15 protein-coding genes are annotated in these 18,500 nt (G+C 70.9%); 8 read left to right on the forward strand and 7 right to left on the reverse strand.

The window, feature by feature from the left end:
* Positions 1-175: 175 nt before the first annotated feature.
* From gltB to FO059_RS01715, 4 genes are all read left to right on the forward strand, one after another.
* Positions 176-4,819: a glutamate synthase large subunit gene (gltB, locus tag FO059_RS01700; protein WP_143905826.1), complete on the forward strand. Its 4,644-nt coding sequence runs from the start codon at positions 176-178 to the stop codon at positions 4,817-4,819.
* Positions 4,812-6,314 carry a glutamate synthase subunit beta gene (locus FO059_RS01705; protein ID WP_143905828.1) on the forward strand — a complete coding sequence of 501 codons (1,503 nt, stop codon included), beginning with the start codon at positions 4,812-4,814 and terminating at the stop codon, positions 6,312-6,314. Before gltB ends, FO059_RS01705 begins: the two co-directional genes overlap by 8 nt.
* A gap of 252 nt (positions 6,315-6,566) precedes the next feature.
* Positions 6,567-7,484: a cutinase family protein gene (locus tag FO059_RS01710; RefSeq protein WP_235671107.1), complete on the forward strand. Its 918-nt coding sequence runs from the start codon at positions 6,567-6,569 to the stop codon at positions 7,482-7,484.
* A gap of 45 nt (positions 7,485-7,529) precedes the next feature.
* A complete protein-coding gene (locus FO059_RS01715) occupies positions 7,530-7,757 on the forward strand; it encodes an RNA-binding S4 domain-containing protein (protein ID WP_143905832.1) in 228 nt (75 codons plus the stop codon).
* On the opposite strand, the gene FO059_RS01720 is transcribed toward FO059_RS01715, so the two are convergent.
* From FO059_RS01720 to FO059_RS01730, 3 genes are read right to left on the reverse strand one after another with little or no spacing between them, the layout of a single operon-like run.
* Entirely contained in the window at positions 7,694-8,359 is a 666-nt protein-coding gene (locus FO059_RS01720) for a TetR/AcrR family transcriptional regulator (RefSeq protein WP_143905834.1), read from the reverse strand. The two genes, FO059_RS01715 and FO059_RS01720, sit on opposite strands and share 64 nt — an antisense overlap.
* Positions 8,356-9,246, reverse strand: a complete 891-nt coding sequence (locus FO059_RS01725) for an SDR family oxidoreductase (RefSeq protein ID WP_143905836.1) — start codon at positions 9,244-9,246, stop codon at positions 8,356-8,358. The genes FO059_RS01720 and FO059_RS01725 overlap by 4 nt, the downstream gene beginning before the upstream one ends.
* Positions 9,243-10,433, reverse strand: a complete 1,191-nt coding sequence (locus tag FO059_RS01730) for an NADH:flavin oxidoreductase (protein WP_143905838.1) — start codon at positions 10,431-10,433, stop codon at positions 9,243-9,245. Before FO059_RS01730 ends, FO059_RS01725 begins: the two co-directional genes overlap by 4 nt.
* A 96-nt stretch (positions 10,434-10,529) precedes the next feature.
* On the opposite strand from FO059_RS01730, the gene FO059_RS01735 reads away from it, so the two are divergent.
* Entirely contained in the window at positions 10,530-11,510 is a 981-nt protein-coding gene (locus FO059_RS01735) for an NAD-dependent epimerase/dehydratase family protein (protein ID WP_143905839.1), read from the forward strand.
* A 42-nt stretch (positions 11,511-11,552) separates the two neighbouring features.
* On the opposite strand, the gene FO059_RS01740 is transcribed toward FO059_RS01735, so the two are convergent.
* From FO059_RS01740 to FO059_RS01750, 3 genes are all read right to left on the reverse strand, one after another.
* Positions 11,553-12,782, reverse strand: a complete 1,230-nt coding sequence (locus FO059_RS01740) for an alanine racemase (protein ID WP_143905841.1) — start codon at positions 12,780-12,782, stop codon at positions 11,553-11,555.
* Positions 12,779-13,270 carry a ribonuclease E activity regulator RraA gene (gene rraA / locus FO059_RS01745; protein WP_143905843.1) on the reverse strand — a complete coding sequence of 164 codons (492 nt, stop codon included), beginning with the start codon at positions 13,268-13,270 and terminating at the stop codon, positions 12,779-12,781. The genes FO059_RS01740 and rraA overlap by 4 nt, the downstream gene beginning before the upstream one ends.
* Before the next feature lie 116 nt (positions 13,271-13,386).
* Positions 13,387-13,575, reverse strand: a complete 189-nt coding sequence (locus FO059_RS01750; RefSeq protein WP_143905845.1) for a hypothetical protein — start codon at positions 13,573-13,575, stop codon at positions 13,387-13,389.
* Positions 13,576-13,679: 104 nt separating this feature from the next.
* Between FO059_RS01750 and FO059_RS01755 the strand changes: the two genes are divergently transcribed.
* On the forward strand, positions 13,680-15,884 hold the full coding sequence (locus FO059_RS01755; protein ID WP_143905847.1) for a DUF2254 domain-containing protein: 2,205 nt from the start codon (positions 13,680-13,682) through the stop codon (positions 15,882-15,884).
* 44 nt (positions 15,885-15,928) lie between these two features.
* Here the strand turns inward: FO059_RS01755 and FO059_RS01760 are convergent, their stop codons facing one another.
* The gene (locus FO059_RS01760; RefSeq protein ID WP_143905849.1) at positions 15,929-16,738 is read right to left on the reverse strand and encodes a polysaccharide deacetylase family protein; all 810 of its coding nucleotides are present in this window, start codon (positions 16,736-16,738) and stop codon (positions 15,929-15,931) included.
* A gap of 118 nt (positions 16,739-16,856) precedes the next feature.
* Between FO059_RS01760 and FO059_RS01765 the strand changes: the two genes are divergently transcribed.
* On the forward strand, positions 16,857-17,708 hold the full coding sequence (locus FO059_RS01765) for an alpha/beta hydrolase family protein (protein ID WP_233266842.1): 852 nt from the start codon (positions 16,857-16,859) through the stop codon (positions 17,706-17,708).
* A 73-nt stretch (positions 17,709-17,781) separates the two neighbouring features.
* Entirely contained in the window at positions 17,782-18,483 is a 702-nt protein-coding gene (locus FO059_RS01770; RefSeq protein WP_143905853.1) for a TetR/AcrR family transcriptional regulator, read from the forward strand.
* The last annotated feature ends 17 nt before the right edge of the window (positions 18,484-18,500 follow it).

Genomic DNA, 18,500 nt, shown 5'->3' on the forward strand with positions numbered 1-18,500 from the left:
GCGCATCTTGTCCGCGCGCGGCCGGACGAGTGTGCCTTTCTTCATTCCCTCACCGGTTGAGGTTCTCTCGTCCCCGGGTGTTGTGCCCCGGTGACCAGCCCGCCGGATCTCCGAGATTCCGCGCGTCGTCCACCTGACCTGCTGAAAACCAGTACGCAGCGAGAAGGGAACGACGATGAGACAGTCGACGGGAACAATCCGGCCCGGCCGGACCGGCCTGTACGACCCCGCCAACGAGCACGACGCCTGCGGTGTCGCCTTCGTCGTCGACATGCACGGCAGGCGCAGCCGCGACATCGTGGACAAGGCGCTCACCGCGCTCGCCAACCTGGAGCACCGCGGTGCCGCAGGGGCGGAGGCCACCAGCGGCGACGGCGCCGGCATCCTCATCCAGGTGCCCGACGCGCTGATGCGCGCTGTGGCCGGCTGCACGCTCCCGGCCGCCGGCGAGTACGCCACCGGCATCGCCTTCCTCCCCGCCGACGCCGCCGCCGCGGACGCCGCCGCCGCGCGCATCGACCGGATCGCGGCCGACGAGGGCATGACGGTCCTCGGCTGGCGCGAGGTGCCCGTGGACCCGTCGAGCCTGGGCGCCATGGCGCGCTCGGCGATGCCGTCGTTCCGTCAGGTGTTCCTCAGCGGCACCGCCGAGGCGCCGCTGACCGGCATGGATCTCGAGCGCCGGGCCTACGTGGTGCGCAAGCGCGTCGAGAGCGAGAACCCCGGCGGCGAGGTGTACTTCCCCAGCTTGTCGGCGCGCACCCTGGTCTACAAGGGCATGCTCACCACCCCGCAGCTGCCGGAGTTCTTCGCCGACCTCCGCGATCCCCGGATGGAGAGCGCGCTGGGTCTGGTGCATTCGCGCTTCTCCACCAACACCTTCCCGTCCTGGCCGCTCGCGCACCCGTTCCGCACGGTGGCGCACAACGGCGAGATCAACACGGTGATCGGCAACGAGAACTGGATGCGGGCGCGCGAGACCCTCATCGACACCTCGGTGTTCGCCCGGCCGGACGCGCCCGGCGAGACCCCCGACATCTTCCCCACGTGCACGGCCGGCGGTTCGGACACCGCGCGGTTCGACGAGGTCCTCGAGCTGCTGCACCTGGGCGGGCGCAGCCTGCCGCACGCGGTGCTGATGATGATTCCGGAGGCGTGGCAGCACCACGAGACCATGGACCCGGCCCGGAAGGCCTTCTACGAGTACCACTCCGCGTTGATGGAGCCGTGGGACGGCCCGGCCTCGGTGGCCTTCACCGACGGCACCGTGGTGGGCGCTGTGCTCGACCGGAACGGCCTGCGGCCCAGCCGCATCTGGGTCACGGACGACGGCCTGGTCGTCATGGCGTCGGAGGTGGGCGTCCTCGACATCGACCCGGCGCGGGTCGTGCGCAGGATGCGTCTGCAGCCCGGCCGGATGTTCCTTGTGGACACCGGGCGCGGGAAGATCGTCGACGACGACGAGATCAAGGCCGAGCTTGCGGCGGAGCACCCCTACGGTCAGTGGGTCGACGAGAACGTCGCCCACCTGGCCGACCTGCCCGACCACCCGTACAAGTACATGCCGCACGAACGGGTGGTGCTGCGCCACCAGGTGTTCGGCTACACCGAGGAGGAGGTCTCGCGCCTGATCCGGCCCATGGCTTCCACCGGCGCGGAGGCGCTCGGATCGATGGGGACGGACACGCCCATCGCCGTGCTCTCGGACCGTCCGCGCATCCTGTTCGACTACTTCGCCCAGATGTTCGCCCAGGTGACCAACCCGCCGCTGGACGCGATCCGGGAACAGCTGGTGACCAGCCTGGCCTCGGGCATCGGGCCGGAGGGCGACCTGTTGCACGCCGCCCCGGAGTCGACCCGGCGCATCGTGCTGTCCAATCCGATCCTCGACAACGACGAGTTCACCAAGCTCGTCCACGTCAACGACCCGGACGGGACCGGCGAGGGCGGCCGGTTCCCCGACTTCCGCAGCGTCGTCGTCCGCGGCCTCTACAGGGTCGACGACGACGGCGAGGGGTTGCGTCGCGCGCTGGAGGACGTGCGCCGGCAGGTCTCGGAGGCCATCGCCGACGGCATCGGCATCGTGGTGCTCTCCGACCGCGAGTCCGACGAGCACTGGGCACCGATCCCGTCGCTGCTGCTCACCGCGGCGGTGCACCACCACCTGGTCCGGGAGCGCACGCGCACCCGGGTGGGGCTGGTCATCGAGTCGGGTGACGCACGCGAGGTGCACCACATGGCGATGCTGGTGGGCTACGGCGCGGCGGCGATCAACCCGTACATGGCATTCGAGGCGATCGACGAGCTGCACCTGCGCGGCGACCTGCCCGGGCTCACCCGCGACGAGGCGGTGGCCAACTACGTCAAGGCGGCCGGCAAGGGCGTGCTCAAGGTGATGAGCAAGATGGGCATCTCCACCATCGCCTCCTACACCGGCGCGCAGCTCTTCGACGCGGTCGGGCTGTCGCGGGAGCTCGTCGACGAGTACTTCCCGGGCACCAACTCGCGTATCGGCGGCATCGGCCTGCCGCAGATCGCTGCGGACGTGGCCCGCCGGCATGCGCTGGCGTTCACCGACCGGCCCACCGAGCGCGCGCACCGCGAGCTGGAGGTGGGCGGCGACTACCAGTGGCGCCGCGAGGGCGAGTACCACCTTTTCAACCCGGACACTGTGTTCCTTCTGCAGCACGCCACCCGCACCGGGCAGTACCGCGTGTTCAAGGAGTACACCAAGAAGGTCGACGACCAGTCCGAGCGGCTGGCCACCCTGCGCGGCCTGCTGCGGTTCCGGGACGGCGTGCGTCCCGCCGTGCCGTTGGACGAGGTGGAGCCGGTGAGCGCGATCGTGCAGCGCTTCTCCACGGGCGCGATGAGCTACGGCTCGATCTCGGCCGAGGCGCACGAGACGCTCGCCATCGCGATGAACCGGCTCAAGGCGCGCTCCAACTCGGGCGAGGGCGGCGAGGACGCCGCACGGTTCACCCCCGACGGCAACGGCGACCTGCGGCGGTCGGCCATCAAGCAGGTGGCGTCCGGACGCTTCGGCGTCACCTCGCACTACCTGACCAACTGCACCGACATCCAGATCAAGATGGCGCAGGGCGCCAAGCCGGGCGAGGGAGGCCAGCTGCCGGGCGGCAAGGTGTACCCGTGGATCGCGGAGGTCCGGCACTCCACGCCGGGCGTCGGCCTGATCTCGCCGCCGCCGCACCACGACATCTACTCGATCGAGGACCTCGCCCAGCTGATCCACGACCTCAAGAACGCGAACCCGCAGGCGCGGGTGCACGTCAAACTGGTCTCGCAGCTGGGCGTGGGCACCGTGGCGGCGGGCGTGTCCAAGGCGCACGCCGACGTGGTGCTGGTCTCGGGGCATGACGGCGGCACCGGCGCCGCGCCGCTGACTTCGCTCAAGCACGCGGGCGGCCCGTGGGAGCTGGGCCTCGCGGAGACCCAGCAGACCCTGCTGCTCAACGGGCTGCGCGACCGCATCTCGGTGCAGTGCGACGGACAGCTCAAGACCGGGCGCGACGTGATGGTCGCGGCGCTGCTGGGCGCCGAGGAGTTCGGTTTCGCCACGGCGCCGCTGGTGGTCTCGGGCTGCATCATGATGCGCGTGTGCCACCTGGACACCTGCCCGGTGGGCATCGCCACGCAGAACCCGGAGCTCCGCGGGCGGTTCACCGGCAGCCCGGAGTTCGTCGTGAACTTCTTCGAGTACATCGCGGAGGAGGTGCGCGAGCTGCTGGCGCAATTGGGCTTCCGGACCCTCGAGGAGGCGGTGGGCCAGGTCGGGATGCTCGACACGGCAGCGGCGGCGGAGCAGTACGGCACCGCCCGGCACTACAAGGCCGGCGCGCTGGACCTGAGCCCCATCCTGGAGCCCGTGCTGGGCACCGAGGACGGGTCGCTGTACCCGGACCAGGACCTGCACTGCACCAAGACGCAGGACCACGGGCTGGACAAGGCGCTCGACAACGCGCTGATCGTGCAGGCGCGTGCGGCGATCGACGGCGGCGGGCCGGTGCAGATCACCACCCCGATCACCAACGTCAACCGCACGGTGGGCACCATGCTCGGCCACGAGGTGACGCTGGCGCACGGGGCGGAGGGGCTGCCCGACGGCACCATCGACATCACGTGCACCGGCTCGGCCGGCAACAGCTTCGGCGCGTTCGTCCCGCGGGGCGTCACGCTGCGGCTGCGCGGCGACGCCAACGACTACGTCGGCAAGGGGCTTTCCGGCGGGCGCATCGTCGTCCGTCCCCCGGCGGACGCGCCCGAGGAGTTCCGCGCGCAGGACAACGTGATCGCCGGCAACGTGCTCCTCTACGGCGCCACCGGCGGCGAGGCGTTGATCCGCGGGCTGGTGGGCGAGCGCTTCTGCGTGCGCAACTCGGGCGCCACCGCCGTCGTCGAGGGAGTGGGCGACCACGGCTGCGAGTACATGACCGGCGGCAAGGTCGTCGTCCTGGGGCCCACCGGGCGCAACTTCGCGGCGGGCATGTCCGGCGGCGAGGCGTTCGTCTACGACCCGGACGGCGCGCTGCCCGGCAACCTCAACGACGAGATGGTCGAACTCGAGGCCGTCGAGGACGGCACGGCCGACGCGGACTGGCTGCGCGGCCTGCTGGTGCGCCACCACGTGGAGACCGGCTCGAGCGTGGCCGAGTACGTGCTGGCCAACTGGCCGGGCGCGCTGGCGGGCTTCGTCAAGGTGATGCCCCGCGACTACAAGCGGGTGCTGCAGGCCATGCAGCGTGCGCAGGCCGAAGGCAAAGATGTGAACGACGCGATCATGGTGGTGTCCAATGGGTGATATCCGAGGCTTCATGAAGTACGAGCGGTCCGTGCCCGCGCGTCGCCCCGTACCGCTGCGGCTGATGGACTGGCGCGAGGTCTACGAGCCGTCCGACCCGGACGAGCTCAAGACGCAGGCGAGCCGGTGCATGGACTGCGGCGTGCCGTTCTGCCACGACGGGTGCCCCCTGGGCAACCTGATCCCGGAGTGGAACGAACTGGTCACCAAGGGCGACTGGCGCGCGGCCAGCGAGCGTCTGCACGCCACCAACAACTTCCCCGACTTCACGGGGCGGCTGTGCCCGGCGCCGTGCGAATCGGCGTGCGTGCTCGGCATCAACCGGGACCCGGTGACGATCAAGCAGGTCGAACACGACATCGTCGACACCGCCTTCGACGAGGGCTGGATCAAGCCGATGCTGCCCGCGAAGTCGACGGGCAAGCGGGTGGCCGTGGTGGGGTCCGGCCCGTCCGGGCTCGCCGCCGCGCAGCAGCTCACCCGCGCCGGCCACGACGTCACGGTGTTCGAGCGGGCCGACCGCATCGGCGGATTGCTGCGCTACGGCATCCCCGAGTTCAAGATGGAAAAGCACCACATCGACCGCAGGCTTGCGCAGATGGCCGCGGAGGGTACCCGCTTCGAGACCAACGTGAACGTGGGCGTCGATGAGGACGGCGCGCTGCCGCTGGAACAGCTCAAGGAGCGTTTCGACGCGGTGGTGCTGGCGGTCGGTTCGACCACCGGCCGCGACCTTCCCGCGCCGGGCCGTGAGCTCGACGGCATCCATCAGGCGATGGAGTACCTGCCGCACTCCAACCGGGTGCAGGAGGGTGACGTCGCGGTCCCCGCGATCGACGCGAAGGGCAAGAGCGTCGTCATCATCGGCGGCGGCGACACGGGCGCCGACTGCCTGGGCACCGCACTGCGCCAGGGCGCGGCCTCGGTGCACCAGTTCGAGATCATGCCGCGTCCGCCGGAGACGCGAGCCGACTCGACGCCGTGGCCCACCTACCCGCTGATGTATCGCGTGTCCTCGGCCCACGAGGAGGGCGGCGAGCGGGTGTTCTCCGTGAACACCGAGGAGTTCGTCGGCGAGGACGGCAGGCTCACCGGGCTGCGCTATCACGAGGTGGAGTCGGTGGACGGGAAGTTCCAGCAGGTCGAGGGCACGAACGCGGTGCTCGACTGCGAGCTCGTCCTGCTGGCGATGGGGTTCACCGGGCCCGAGCGTGAGGGGCTGCTCGACGGGCTCGGCGTGCAGTACACGGCGCGGGGCAACGTGGCGCGCGGCGCGGAGGCGGGCGAGGACTGGTCCGGCGGCAGCGACTGGGCCACCAGCGCAGACGGCGTCTTCGTGGCCGGCGACGCGGGGCGCGGACAGTCGCTGATCGTGTGGGCGATCGCCGAGGGGCGCTCGTGCGCGGCGGCCGTCGACGCGTACCTGACCGGCGCCTCGGACCTGCCCGCACCGGTGCGGACCACGGACGTCGCGATGCGCGCGCCCGCCGTGTAGGCGCGGGCGGTCCGCATCGCATAGCGCATAGTGTCGTCCGAACGGCGGAATCAGTGCGGATTCAGTGCGAATTCAGCGGGACACCGTCGCGATTCATCGGTCCTGAGATATATCATGACGATGCTTGGGGCGGGCTGTGACGCGGATCGCATGATGCGTATCGCAAACCGCCGGGTTCTGGTTTCTGGAGGAGTATCGATGCGGCGATGGCGGCTGGCGAATCCGAGTGGTGCTGTGACACGGAAGCCGCGGGTGCGAACCCTGGCGGGCCGTGCGGTGGCCCTGGGCGCCGCGGCACTCGGTGCCACTGCGATGGTGGTCGGCACCGGAGGAGTCGCCTCCGCGGCGCCCGCGGGGTGCGTCGCGCTGGACGTCATCGCCATCCCCGGCACGTGGGAGACAAGCGACAACGGCAGCCCCGCAGGCTCGCCGGGCATGCTCGGCGCCGTCACCTACAACCTGCCGTCGAACATGCGGGCGGACTACGTCTCCTATGCCGCGACCGCGTTCCCCTGGGAGGGCAAGGTCTACGGCGCGTCCAAGTACGAGGCGATCACCAACGCGGGAAACCTCATCGGCGACATCGCCGCGCGCTGCCCCGACACCCGCTTCGCGCTCATCGGCTACAGCCAGGGCGCGGACGCGGCCGGCGACCTGGCCGCGCAGATCGGTCACGGCAACGGGCCGGTGCCCGCCGACAGGGTCGCCGCGGTCGGTCTCGTCTCGGACCCGCGCCGCTCGGTGTTCGACAACCTGGTGGGTCCGCCGGTGGTGGGCAACGGCTCCGGCGGCGCACGCATCGGCGGGTTCGGCGCGCTCAGCGACCAGGTGCGCACCTTCTGCTCGCCGGGCGACCTCTACTGCGCGGCGCCCCCCGGCGACTTCATGGCCAGGATGGCCGGGTACCTGGTGCAGCAGTCCGACCCGCAATCGTCCGAGCCGGACAGGTACAGGCCCGAGGGTGTCGCGCTGTACGACGCGATCATGGAGGCCGGCGGCATTCCGACGCTCGGCCAGCAGATCTCCGACGTCACGTTGTGGGCGCACATCGACAAGTACAAGGAGTTCCTGAACTCCGGGATCCACCAGGACTACACGACGTACCCGGTGACGGCCGACGGCACGTCCGCCACGCAGTGGCTGCGCAACTGGCTGATCAGCAAGGCGTGACGGGGTCCGGCACGCGCGGCCGAACCCGTGCGCGATGATGGTCCCGTGAGTGAACCCGATGCACCCGCGGTACCCATCCGCGACGCCGCCATCCGGCTCGGCCAGTTCTTGAAGCTGGCGAACCTGCTGGACAGCGGAGCCGAAGCCAAGCAGATCATCGCCGAGGGCGAGGTGACGGTGAACGGCCAGGTGGAGACCCGGCGCGGCCGTCAGCTTCGGGACGGCGACGTGGTGTCGGTGTTCGGCGCCGCGGCGCGCGTGGAGGGGCCCTGACGCTCCGGCAGCACGGCGGCGGTGAGCAGTTCCGCGATGCGCTCGAGCAGCTCCGGTGAATCATCCTCCGTCGCGATGGTGCTCGTGAACAGCGCCGCGCCTGCGGCCATGGCGATCAGCGCACGCGCGTCCAGGTCTGCGTCCGTCCGGCCGGAGTGCGATCGCAGGGTGACCGATGGCGCGTCGTGCGATTGCGCCGGTCCGGTGCGTTGCGCGTAGAGCTCGGCGGCGGGGCCGCTGAACCCCGCCCACAGAGCAGTCCGCAGCTGCTCGTTCTCGCGCAAGGCGGTGAGCAGGCCCGGCACCGCGGCCCGCACGTCGGGGCGGTGGAACAGCTCGTGGCTGCCGCGCACCACCCAGGCGACCCAGCCCGCCATGTCGGTGCCCTCGAACGGGCCCAGGTCCGGCTCGGCGCCCAGCACCGCGTGCAGCACCAGCTCGGCCTTGGACGACCAGCGCCGGTTGATGCTGGCGCGGCCCACACCCGCCCGCGCGGCGACGGTGCGGACGCTCAACTCGTCCCAGCCCACCTCCGCGAGGAGCTCACGCGTGGACTGGAGCACCCGGTCGTCGATCGACGCGTCCCGCGGCCGGCCCGTCACCGGGGCCCGCCCCGCAGGAACGTGCGCAGGTAGCCGGGCAGGCGCCGCGCGGGAACCGAGCGCGGCCACTCATCGGGCCGGATCAGCGCGTCGGTGCCGCCGTCGACGAAGACGATGCTGCCGCACTGGAAGTCTGCGGCGTCGGTGAGCATGAAGCACGCCCACCGTGCGAGGGCGCCCGGCTCGCCGAAGCCGCCGACGGGGATGGGGAACTTCCGGACCGCCTTGCCCTCGAGCGGATTGTCGAGCTGCTGCTGCAGCAGCGGGGTGAGCACTGCCCCCGGGGCCACCGCGTTGAGGCGGATGCCCTCGCCCGCCCACAGCGGCAGCACCGCGGTGCGGCGCACCCAGCGGCTCAGCGCGATCTTCGAGGCGGCGTACACGATGGCGGGGCGCCCGGGCCCGAACAGGCGGGTGGCGCGCAGGGACTTCTCCACGTCGCCCGCCAGGAGCGCGCGCACGCTGCGTGCCGGTACCAGCGGCGTCGTCGTCGTGGAGTTGCTGGAGACGACCACGGCCTTGCCGGGGCGGCCGGCGGCGAGCGCGGGCCGCCATTGCTCGAGCAGCTCCACCGCGCCGCAGTAGTTGACCTCGGCGATCAGACGGGGATGCCCGCCCCCGCCCACGGGGCCGACGCCCGCGGCGAGGACGGCGCCGTCGAGGTCGCCGCCGGCGCGGTCGAGGACCTGGGCCGCCGCGGCGCTGCGGCCCTCGGCGGTGGCGAGGTCCGCGATCACCTCGGAGTCCGGGTGTCCCGTGGTGTGCAGGTCCACCCCGATGACGGTGTGCCCGTGCGCGCGGAGCAGTTCGGCCGTCGCCTGCCCGATCCCCGAGGCGGCGCCGGTGACGGCGTAGGTGCCCGCCCGCGCCGGTACGGCCGCCGTCACGGCTGCGTCACCAGCACGCAGTGCGTGCGCGAATAGATCGTGGGCATGCAGCGGTTGCAGTGGATGCACAGGGACTCCGTGCGGTGGTCGGCCTCGACGCGGCGGATCAGATCCGGTTCGCGCAGCAGAGCGCGGCCCATGGCGACGAAGTCGAACCCCTCGTCCATCGCCCGGGTCATACCGCCGAAGTCGGTGACGCCGCCGAGCAGGACCAGCGGCATGGTCAGGGCGGCGCGGAATTGCCGCGCCTGCTCGAGCATGTACAGCGGCTCGTACGGGTAGTACTTGAGGAAGAACCTGCCGACCGCGTGCAGCCCGGCGCGTTGCGGCTGGGGCATCGCGTTGGCGAAGTCGCGCACCGGGGCGTCCCCGCGGAACAGGTACAGCGGGTTCTTCAGCGAGCTTCCGCAGGTGAGTTCCAGGGCGTCGAGCGTGCCGTCTGACTCCAGCCACTGCGCCACCTGCAGCGACTCGTCCAGCCAGAAGCCGCGCGGCACGCCGTCGTCCATGTTGAGCTTGGCGGTCACCGCGATCTCGTCGCCCACCTCGTCGCGCACGGCGCGGGCCACCTCCCGGGCCACCCGTGCCCGGTTCTGCAGTGGCCCGCCGTACTCGTCCTTGCGCTTATTGATGGCGGGGCTGAGGAACGAGCTGGTGAAGTAGTTGTGGCCGAAGTGGATCTCCACTGCGTCGAAGCCCGACTCGATGGCGATGCGCGCGGCGCGCGCGTGGTCGGCGGTGATGCGGCGGATGTCGGCCTTGGTGGCGGCGCGCGTCAGTTTGAGGCTCAGCGGGCTGAGCTGGTTGCTGGGCGCGAGCGCCTTGGCGCGGTTGGACTTGGCGTTGGCGACGGGGCCGGCGTGCCCGATCTGCGCGGAGGCCTTGGCACCCTCGGCGTGCACGGCGTCGGTCAGGCGGCGCAGGCCGGGGACCGCCTCGGGGCGCATGTGGATCTGGTGGCGGTCGGTGCGGCCCTCGGGCGACGCGGCGCAGTAGGCGACGGTGGTCATTCCCACGCCGCCGGCCGCGACCGCGCGGTGGAACTCGATCAGATCGTCGGTGACCAGGGCGTCCGGCGTCATCCCCTCGAAGGTCGCCGCCTTGATGGTGCGGTTGCGCAGCGTGAGCGGGCCCAGGCGGGCGGGCGCGAATACGTCGGCCGCGTTGCCGGGTTTCGGTTCAGTCACGGGGTTCCTCCTGGGCGGGCATGCTAGATTACGGTGCCAGTGGGTTCGTAATCTCGGTGAATCCGAAACTTAGCACGGACGGGGCGGAGGCGGAAGATGCTCATCGCGGTGACCGGAGGGACCGGCTACCTGGGCGCGCACACGGTGCGCGCGCTGCTGGCCGCAGGGCACGGTGTGCGGCTGCTGCGCGCGCCGGGTGAGTCCTGCGACGACCTGCTCGGCAGGTTCCGCGAGGCCGGACCCGTGGAGGTGATCGAGGGCGACGTGCGCTCGGATGCGGTGACCGACAGGTTGCTGAACGGGGCCGACGCCCTGTTCCACGCGGCGGGCGTGGTGGGCACCAGCGAGCGGCACGAGCAGCTGATGTGGGACATCAACGCCTACGCCACGGAGCGGATCCTCACCCGCGCCGTCGCGCGCGGGCTGGACCCCGTCGTGAACGTCAGCAGCTACAGCGCCCTGTTCCCGGCGCCGGACGGCGTGATCTCGCCGGACACGCCCACGGCCGACGGGCGCAGCAGCTACGCCCGGACCAAGGGGTATGCGGACAGAGCCGCGCGGCGGCTGCAGGACGACGGCGCGCCCGTGGTGGTGACCTACCCGTCGAGCGTGGTGGGGCCCGCGTTCCACACCGCGCCCGGGGTCACGCAGAAGGGGTGGGCGCCGATCGTCCGCTGGCGCTACGGGCCGTCGGTGCCCGGCGGGATGCAGATGGTGGACGTGCGCGACATCGGGGAGGTGCACGCGCGGGTCATGGCGCCCGGGCGTGGGCCGCACCGATACGTGTGCGGCGGCGTGATGCTCACCTTCGACGAGATGGTGGACGCCCTGGCGGACGGCCTGGGCCGGAGGGTGCGGCGCGTGCCGCTGTCCGCCGCCATGATGCGGGGGCTGGGGCGGGTCTCCGACGTGGCGGGCAAGCGTTTCGAGATCGCCGACGGCCTCAGCTACGAGGCGGCGCTGCTGCTCACCGCCGCTACGCCCACCGACGACACCGCCACTCTGCGTGACCTGAGTCTGGCCTGGCGCGATCCCCGCGAGGCCATCGCCGCGTCCGTGCGCGCCGGCGGCGCGTAGGGCCTCACGCCGTCGCGCTGATCCCCGGGACGTGCGCCGCGGTCACAGGAAGCAGTGCCCCTCACCGCGGTAGGTGCGGACGACCTCGAGGACCTCCGCGTCGCGCACGAAGTGGATTTCGTTGAAGCGCTCGAGCAGTTCGCCGGACTTGGCGTGCCGCAGCCACACTCGGTCGCCGAAGCCCAGCGCGCCCGCGCCGTGCAGCGGTGTCTGCACCTCGCCGGCACCCTCGTCGCCGTCGAACGCGAGCCCCTCCGGCAGCGCCGGGACGGGGGCCCGGTCCGGCCCCGGCACCCCCGAGGCGATGTAGCCGCCGCCGAGGAGGGTCGCCACCGTGGGGAGCGGCTTGCGGACCACCGGCATCGCGTAGGCGACGGCGGGCTCCAGGCGCAGCGAACGGTAGCGGTCGAACAGCAGCGGATCGAACAGCCCGGATCCCGCCGACAATTCGGTCGCCGCGCCGACGCCGGACGTGCGCTGCAGGCTGCCGGACCCGCCGCCGTTGACCAGCTCCAACGGTGCGGCGCCGTGCTCGGCGAGCGTCGCCTCGATGGCGGAGAGGACCAGCGGCAGGCGCCGGGCGATCTCGCGCAGCGATGCGGCCTGCATCCCGCGCACCGCCAGCTGGCGAAGCGGCCGGCCCGGGACGATGTCGCCGACGCCGGCGATATGCCCCTCGTAGGCGAGGACCGAGGTGAGCTCGACCCCCTTCGTGCGGCAGGCGAGCGCCGCGAGTTCGGCGGCCTGCTGCGGGGTGCGCACGGGGGAGCGCTTGGGCCCGATCTTGGCGAGCCTTCCCCCCAGCGGCCACCAGCCGAGATCGATCTCCGCGCACACGGGAACCGTCCGGCCCAAGGCGTGGGCGGCGAGGAAGCGGACGTGCTCCGGCGAGTCGACGAGCAGGCGGATGCGGGCGCCGGTGCGCTCGGCGGTCTCCACCACGCGTTCCACGGCCGCGCCGTCGGCGGTCGGGTACGCGACGAGGATGTCGTCGATTCCGGCGTACGCCAGGTGGCAGGCCTCGTCGGGGGTGAACGCGAGCACCCCCTGGAATCCGGGGTGCTCGCGCAGGACGTACGAGATCAGCTCGACGCAGCGGATGGACTTGCTGGCCAGCCGGATCGGCAGCCCGCCGGCCGCGGCGACGAGGAATCGCGCGTTGGCGTCGAGCGCGTCCAGGTCGACGGCGGCGAGCGGCGCCGTGACGGGGGCGGTGGCCGCGTCGAGCCGGCGCAGGCTCGACGCGGGGCCGGTTCCGCCGTGGCCGCTCATTCTTCGCGCACCACGATGCCGTCGTCGTCGCTGTAGAGCATGTCGCCGGGGACGAACTCGACCCCGCCGATGCGGAGGACGACGTCCCGGCGGCCGGCGCCGGTCTTGCCGGACTTGCGGGGGTTGGTGCCCAGGGCCTTGCAGCCGATGTCCAGGGTGCCGATGATCGCCGAGTCGCGGATGGCCCCGTTGACGACCAGGCCGGACCAGCCGTTGTTCATGCCGAGGCCGGCGATCACGTCGCCGACGAGCGCCGTGTGGACCGAGGCGTCGCCGTCGATCACCAGCACGCCGCCGTCGCCCGGCTCGCCCAGGACCTTCTTGAGCAGGGCATTGTCCTGGAAGCAGGAGACGGTGGTGATGCGTCCCGAGAACCGCTTCCGTCCGCCGTACTGCGCGAACTGCGTGTCGCAGCTGCGCACCTCCGGGCCGATCTCGTCGACAAGGTCGGCGGTGGCGGGAACGTCGGGTAGGGCGGCTTCGGTCATGGAGTACTCCCCGTCTCGCGTCGGTGTGCGCCCGGGCACGCGTACCCGGGCGCGATGGTGACGCGTCAACTCTAAGGCTAGGACGTGCTGGACGGCCGATCAAGAGCGTGGGGCGCTCAGTGCGAGTAATCGCGGAAGGTCAGCGCCGCCCCGAGAATGCCGATGATGAACAGGACGACGTACACGGGGACTCGGACGGCCTGGCTCGCGCCGGACGTCGCCACCAGCGTGCCGACCACCATGACCCCGATCATCATCGCGATCCCGTAGAACGGGGTGCGCTGGGGGTGATCGCCGCGGGCCATGACTCCAGTGTGCGCCGGTGGGGGAGGCCGGTGCCACGGGCACGCCGGAGTCCGTGCGCTGCCGGTACTCTCCGGGGCATGTACAGGTCGGAGGGAGTCGTCCGGTGACGCAATGGTTCGACGATGCGATCATCGGCACCGGTCGGCTGCCGTTGCTCGTCCTGTTCGTCGCATTCCTCGCGACTTTCCTGTTCATCAGACTGAGCGTGCGCATGATCCGCGCGGGGGTGCGCTGGTGGCCGGGGAACGTCACCCCTGGTGGTCTGCATGTTCACCATGTGGTGTTCGGTCTGGTGGCGATGCTTGTCGCGGGCATGGGGCTGATCACGCTGGCGAGCTATGAGACGCCCGTGGCCGATTGTGCGCTGGCCGGGCTGTTCGGCATCGGTGCGGCGCTGGTGCTCGACGAGTTCGCTCTGGTGTTGTATCTCAAGGACGTGTACTGGGCCGAGCAGGGGCGGCTGTCGGTGGATGCGGTGTTCGTGGCGGTGGCGGTGATAGCGCTGTTCATCCTGGGGCTGCGCCCGTACGGCGTGGGCGACTACGAGCAGGACCGCGGCGCCGCTGCCTACGCCGGAACCACCGTGATCCTGCTGGCACTGTTGACGCTCACCGCTGTCACGATGCTCAAGGGCAAATTCTGGACCGGGCTTGTGGGGTTGTTCGTTTGGCCGCTGCTGGTATTCGGGGCGGTCCGGCTCAGTCGCCCGGGTGCGCCGTGGGCACGGTGGCGGTACGGGCTGCGACCTGCCCGCATGGCGCGGGCGCAGCAGCGTGAGGATCGCTTCCACGCCCCGGTCGCACGCGCGAAGAAAGCGTTGCAGGAGGCGGTGGGCGGTGGCTTCGGCGTCGAGTCCTCGTTCGTCGATCCGATGCCGACGGCCCCCGATACCACGGACACGGCCGTCTCGCGTGCGCAACGCCTGGTCAGCGCCGTCGAATGGTGTCAGACCCGGCGACGGCTCCGGTCTGTCCCGCTCTGGCGGGTGCCCGCCGTGCTCACCGTGGGCGCCGCGGTGCTGGCGTTGGTTCTCGTCGGCGTCGACGAAACGGTGGTGGGAGCGGAGGGGGCGGGTGTCGGCGGTGCCGGCAGTTCCGCCGCGGCCACGATGCTCAGCGTCATCGCGGGCGGCATGATCACCCTGGGCGGACTGGTGTTCACCGCGCTCACGTTGGCCATGCAGTTCGGCGCGGCACAACTGTCGGTGCGGGTGGTTCCGATGCTGCAGCAGGGGAGGATCATTCGATGGTCGATCGGCGTGTTCCTCGCGACGTTCGTGTTCGCGTTGATCATTGCGCTCGACCTGGCTGCGGACAGCAGCGGTGATGTGCCGTTGGTGTCGGTCGTCGTCGCGATGGGGCTGACATTGCTCAGCACGGGAATGTTCATCGCGCTGGTGGCACGGGTCGCGCACGTGCTCAACCCCACGCGGCTGCTGTCCGAAGTCGCGCGTGAGGGGCGAGCAGCGGTGTCGCGCACCTATCCGCGTGAGAAGACGGTGGCCGCGACTTCGGACTCCGCGCCTGCCGAGGCAACCGATGATAAGCCTGCAGTGGACGATGCCGCAGATGGAGTGCACCCCGTGCGCGGAGACGGTCGGGAGACGCCGGGTGACGACGCGTACGCCGGTGCGATCATCCCCCTGCGTCATGCGGACCCGGCCGGCCAGGTGCTGTTGGCCGTACACGTCGAACGGATCGCCCGCTTGGCTGCGCGGTGGGGTGTGCACATCACGGTCGTCCCCGCGGTCGGCCAGTTCGTCTCGGCCGGCGCACCGCTGTTCGCGGTACAGGGCCCTATGGCACGTGTGCGGCCCGACCTCCTCGCCCGCAGCCTCGTATTCGGCGACACGCACAGCCCGTCGGCGAGTCCCGCAGCCGCGTTGCAGGCCCTGGTCGACGTGGCGCTCAAGGCGCTGTCGCCCGCAGTCAACGACCCGTCCCGGGCGGTCCAGTCCTTCGACTACATCGAGGACCTCCTCGTGCTGCTTTCGCGGCGGGTGGTCGTAGGTGCCACCACCGGGCGCTTGCACGGCTCCCCGCTCACGTGGGAGGACTACGTCTCAGTGGCCGTGGACGAGATCCGGCACTTCAGCGGCGAATCGTTGATGGTTCTGCGGCGCCTGCGCGCCGTGCTCACCGGGCTTCTGGATACCTGCCCGGAAGCGCTGCACCCGCCGCTCCGTGAGCGGATCGACGCGCTCGACGCGGCGGTGCGCCGCACGATGCCTGACGAACTCGACCTGCGCCTGGCGCGGGTCTCCGACCCGCTGGGGCTCGGCTCGCGCCGGGTCGCCCGCTCTCGCTGAGCATGCTGGAGAGCAAGTGGGCCGCTGAGTGATGAGGCGGGCGGTCAGTGGCTCAGCAGCACATCGTCGAGGGTCACCATCGCCAGATTCCGTTCCCGGATCACCTCCACCAGCTGTGGATAGCAGTGGGTGACGGTCGGGTGGTTGGCGTGCCCGATCACGATCGCCTGCGGAGTGAAGTACTGGTGGGCCATCTTGACCAGGTACTCCTCGGTGATGACCCCCGAGTCGGAGAGCGAGCCGTACCAGAGTGTGGGCACCGTGTATCCCAGGTCTGCGGCGATCCGGTCGAGCTGCGGGTTCCGGTATCCGTACGGCGGCCGGAAGTACGGGGTGCCGTCGACGCCGTAGGTGTCGCGAAGCAGCTTCCGTGTGCGGCCCAGCTCGTCGGCCACGTCATCGGCGCTCAGCGAGGTGAGGTCGGGGTGCGACCAGGTGTGGTTGCCCAGTTGGATCTGGCCCGTCTCGACCAGCGGACGTAACCGCGGAGCGAGGTCTGTCCACGCCGGATAGCGCCCCGTGACGAAGAAGGTGAACCGTGCGCCGGTGTCCTCCGCGAATTGGATATATGCCTCCACCACCGCGGGGTCGGCGCCGTCGTCGACGGTGAGCGCCAGGTTCTGCCCGGGGCCGGGGAGCGCGGTGAGCGGGCCCGGGGGGACGGCGACCTTCGCCGATGCGGGCGGGGGCGGCGGCAGCGTGGGAGGTCGGGGGACCGGCGCCGGCCCGGGATCCGCCGGCGGCACGGTGGTTGCGCCGGGGACGGATGGATCGGTCGCCTGGGCCGTCGAGCACCCTGCGAGCGCCGTCGCCGTACCGGCGGCGAGAAGGGTCAAAAAGCGTCGCCTGTCCATTTCACTCCCGGGTGACCAGTGAATCACTGATATATTCTTCTGCGAAATGATTCGAGTATCGCAGAATATTCTCGGGAACAACGCATCGCGCCCGGCTGCAACGCTGCCGCATCGCGTCGTGGGTGTGCTCGCTCTGATCGCGGCCCTGTTCATGGCGTCATGCGCGGGCGACGAGCGGCAAACGTCGGACGCCGCACGGACGATGCGGGTGGTCTATGGCGCGGACGCGTCCGACTACGGCATCCTCCATCTCCCACCCGGGGATGGCCCGTTCCCGGTGGTGGTCATGATCCACGGCGGCGGGTGGGTGCAGCAACAGGGGCTCGACTACTTCGAGCCGCTGGCGGATTCGATCGCGTCTGCCGGCGCCGCCGTGTGGAACATCGAGTACCGCAGGGTGGGCGGTGCCGGCGGCTGGCCCGCCACACTGGCCGACGTGGACGATGCGGTGGACGCGGTCGCCGGGCCGGTGCAGGAGGAAGCGGGCGGGCGACTCGACCTGGGCCGGGTCTTTGTCGCCGGCCATTCGGCCGGCGGGCACTTGGCGGCGTGGGCGGTGGGTCGGCACACCCTGCCACCCGGCGCCCCGGGGCATCGTCCGGAGGTCCGGCTGCAGGGCGCGGTGATCATGGCGGGTGTCTTCGAGCTGTCGCTCGCCGTCGAGCACGGCCACGACCGGTTCGTCGGCGGGTTGCTGGGCGGCAGCCCGAAGCAGTTCCCCGGGCGGTACGCCGTGGCGTCACCGACGGAGCATCTGCCGGTGGGCGTGCCTGTCATCGCCCTGCATGGTTCTGCGGATTCCGTCGTTCTGCCGGAGCAGTCTTCCGGCTATGTCGACGCGGCGACCAAGGCCGGTGATCCCGCGCGGCTGCAGATCCTCGACGGGGTGGGGCATGCCGATTTCGGTGACGTGGACGGCAGGGCATGGCGCGAGGCCAGACAGGCCATCATGCGGTTGGTGAACGGCTGAGAGCGTACCGGCGCTTTCGGGGCCGCAGAGCGGGTGGAGCGCTTACGGACACTGCGAAGGATAATCTGGATGGATGAGACATCCGGATTCGCAGGATACGCGCAGTCGGCTGCTGGATGCAGCGGCCGGGCTGATCGCCGAATCGCCCGGCGAGTCGGTCTCTTTGCGTGCGGTCTGCGGCGAAGTCGGTGTGACCCTGCCTACCCTTTACCACTTCTTCGGCAGTAAGGCCGGCCTGCTCGATGCGGTGACCGAGCACGGATACGCGCTGTACTTGGCGGCAAAGCGCCCTTACGATCCGGCGGAGGACCCGATCGAGCACATTCGCTGGGGATGGGATGCGCACTTCGCCTTCGGAATCGACAACCCCGGACTCTATGTGCTGATGTACGGACAGATCGTGCCGGGCCGCAATCCCAACTCGAAGCAGCGGGTCGCGAGCATGGTGCTGTGCGCCACGGAGGCCGCTGAGTCGTCCGGGCGGCTCGTGGTCACGGCGGATCAGGCCGCGGCGCACGTTCTGGCGGCCGTCATCGGGGTGACGCTGCGGCAGGTCGCCGACGGAACCGAGGATCATGCCCTGTCCGTCGCAATGCGCGAGGCGACGATCGCGGCAATCTGCGGATCGCCGAATGCTGCTCCGAAGGATAGCGACGATCTGGCAGGCAGCGCAGCGCGGCTGAGGTCCGTGCTGAGGGCGTCTACGAACGTTCCCATGTCCCCGCCGGAGGCCGCGCTGCTCGACCATTGGCTGCTGCAGCTGGCCTCCGGCTGACTGGACGAGGCGGCTTC

It is taken from the genome of Tomitella fengzijianii, from assembly GCF_007559025.1.
Lineage (GTDB): Bacteria > Actinomycetota > Actinomycetes > Mycobacteriales > Mycobacteriaceae > Tomitella > Tomitella fengzijianii.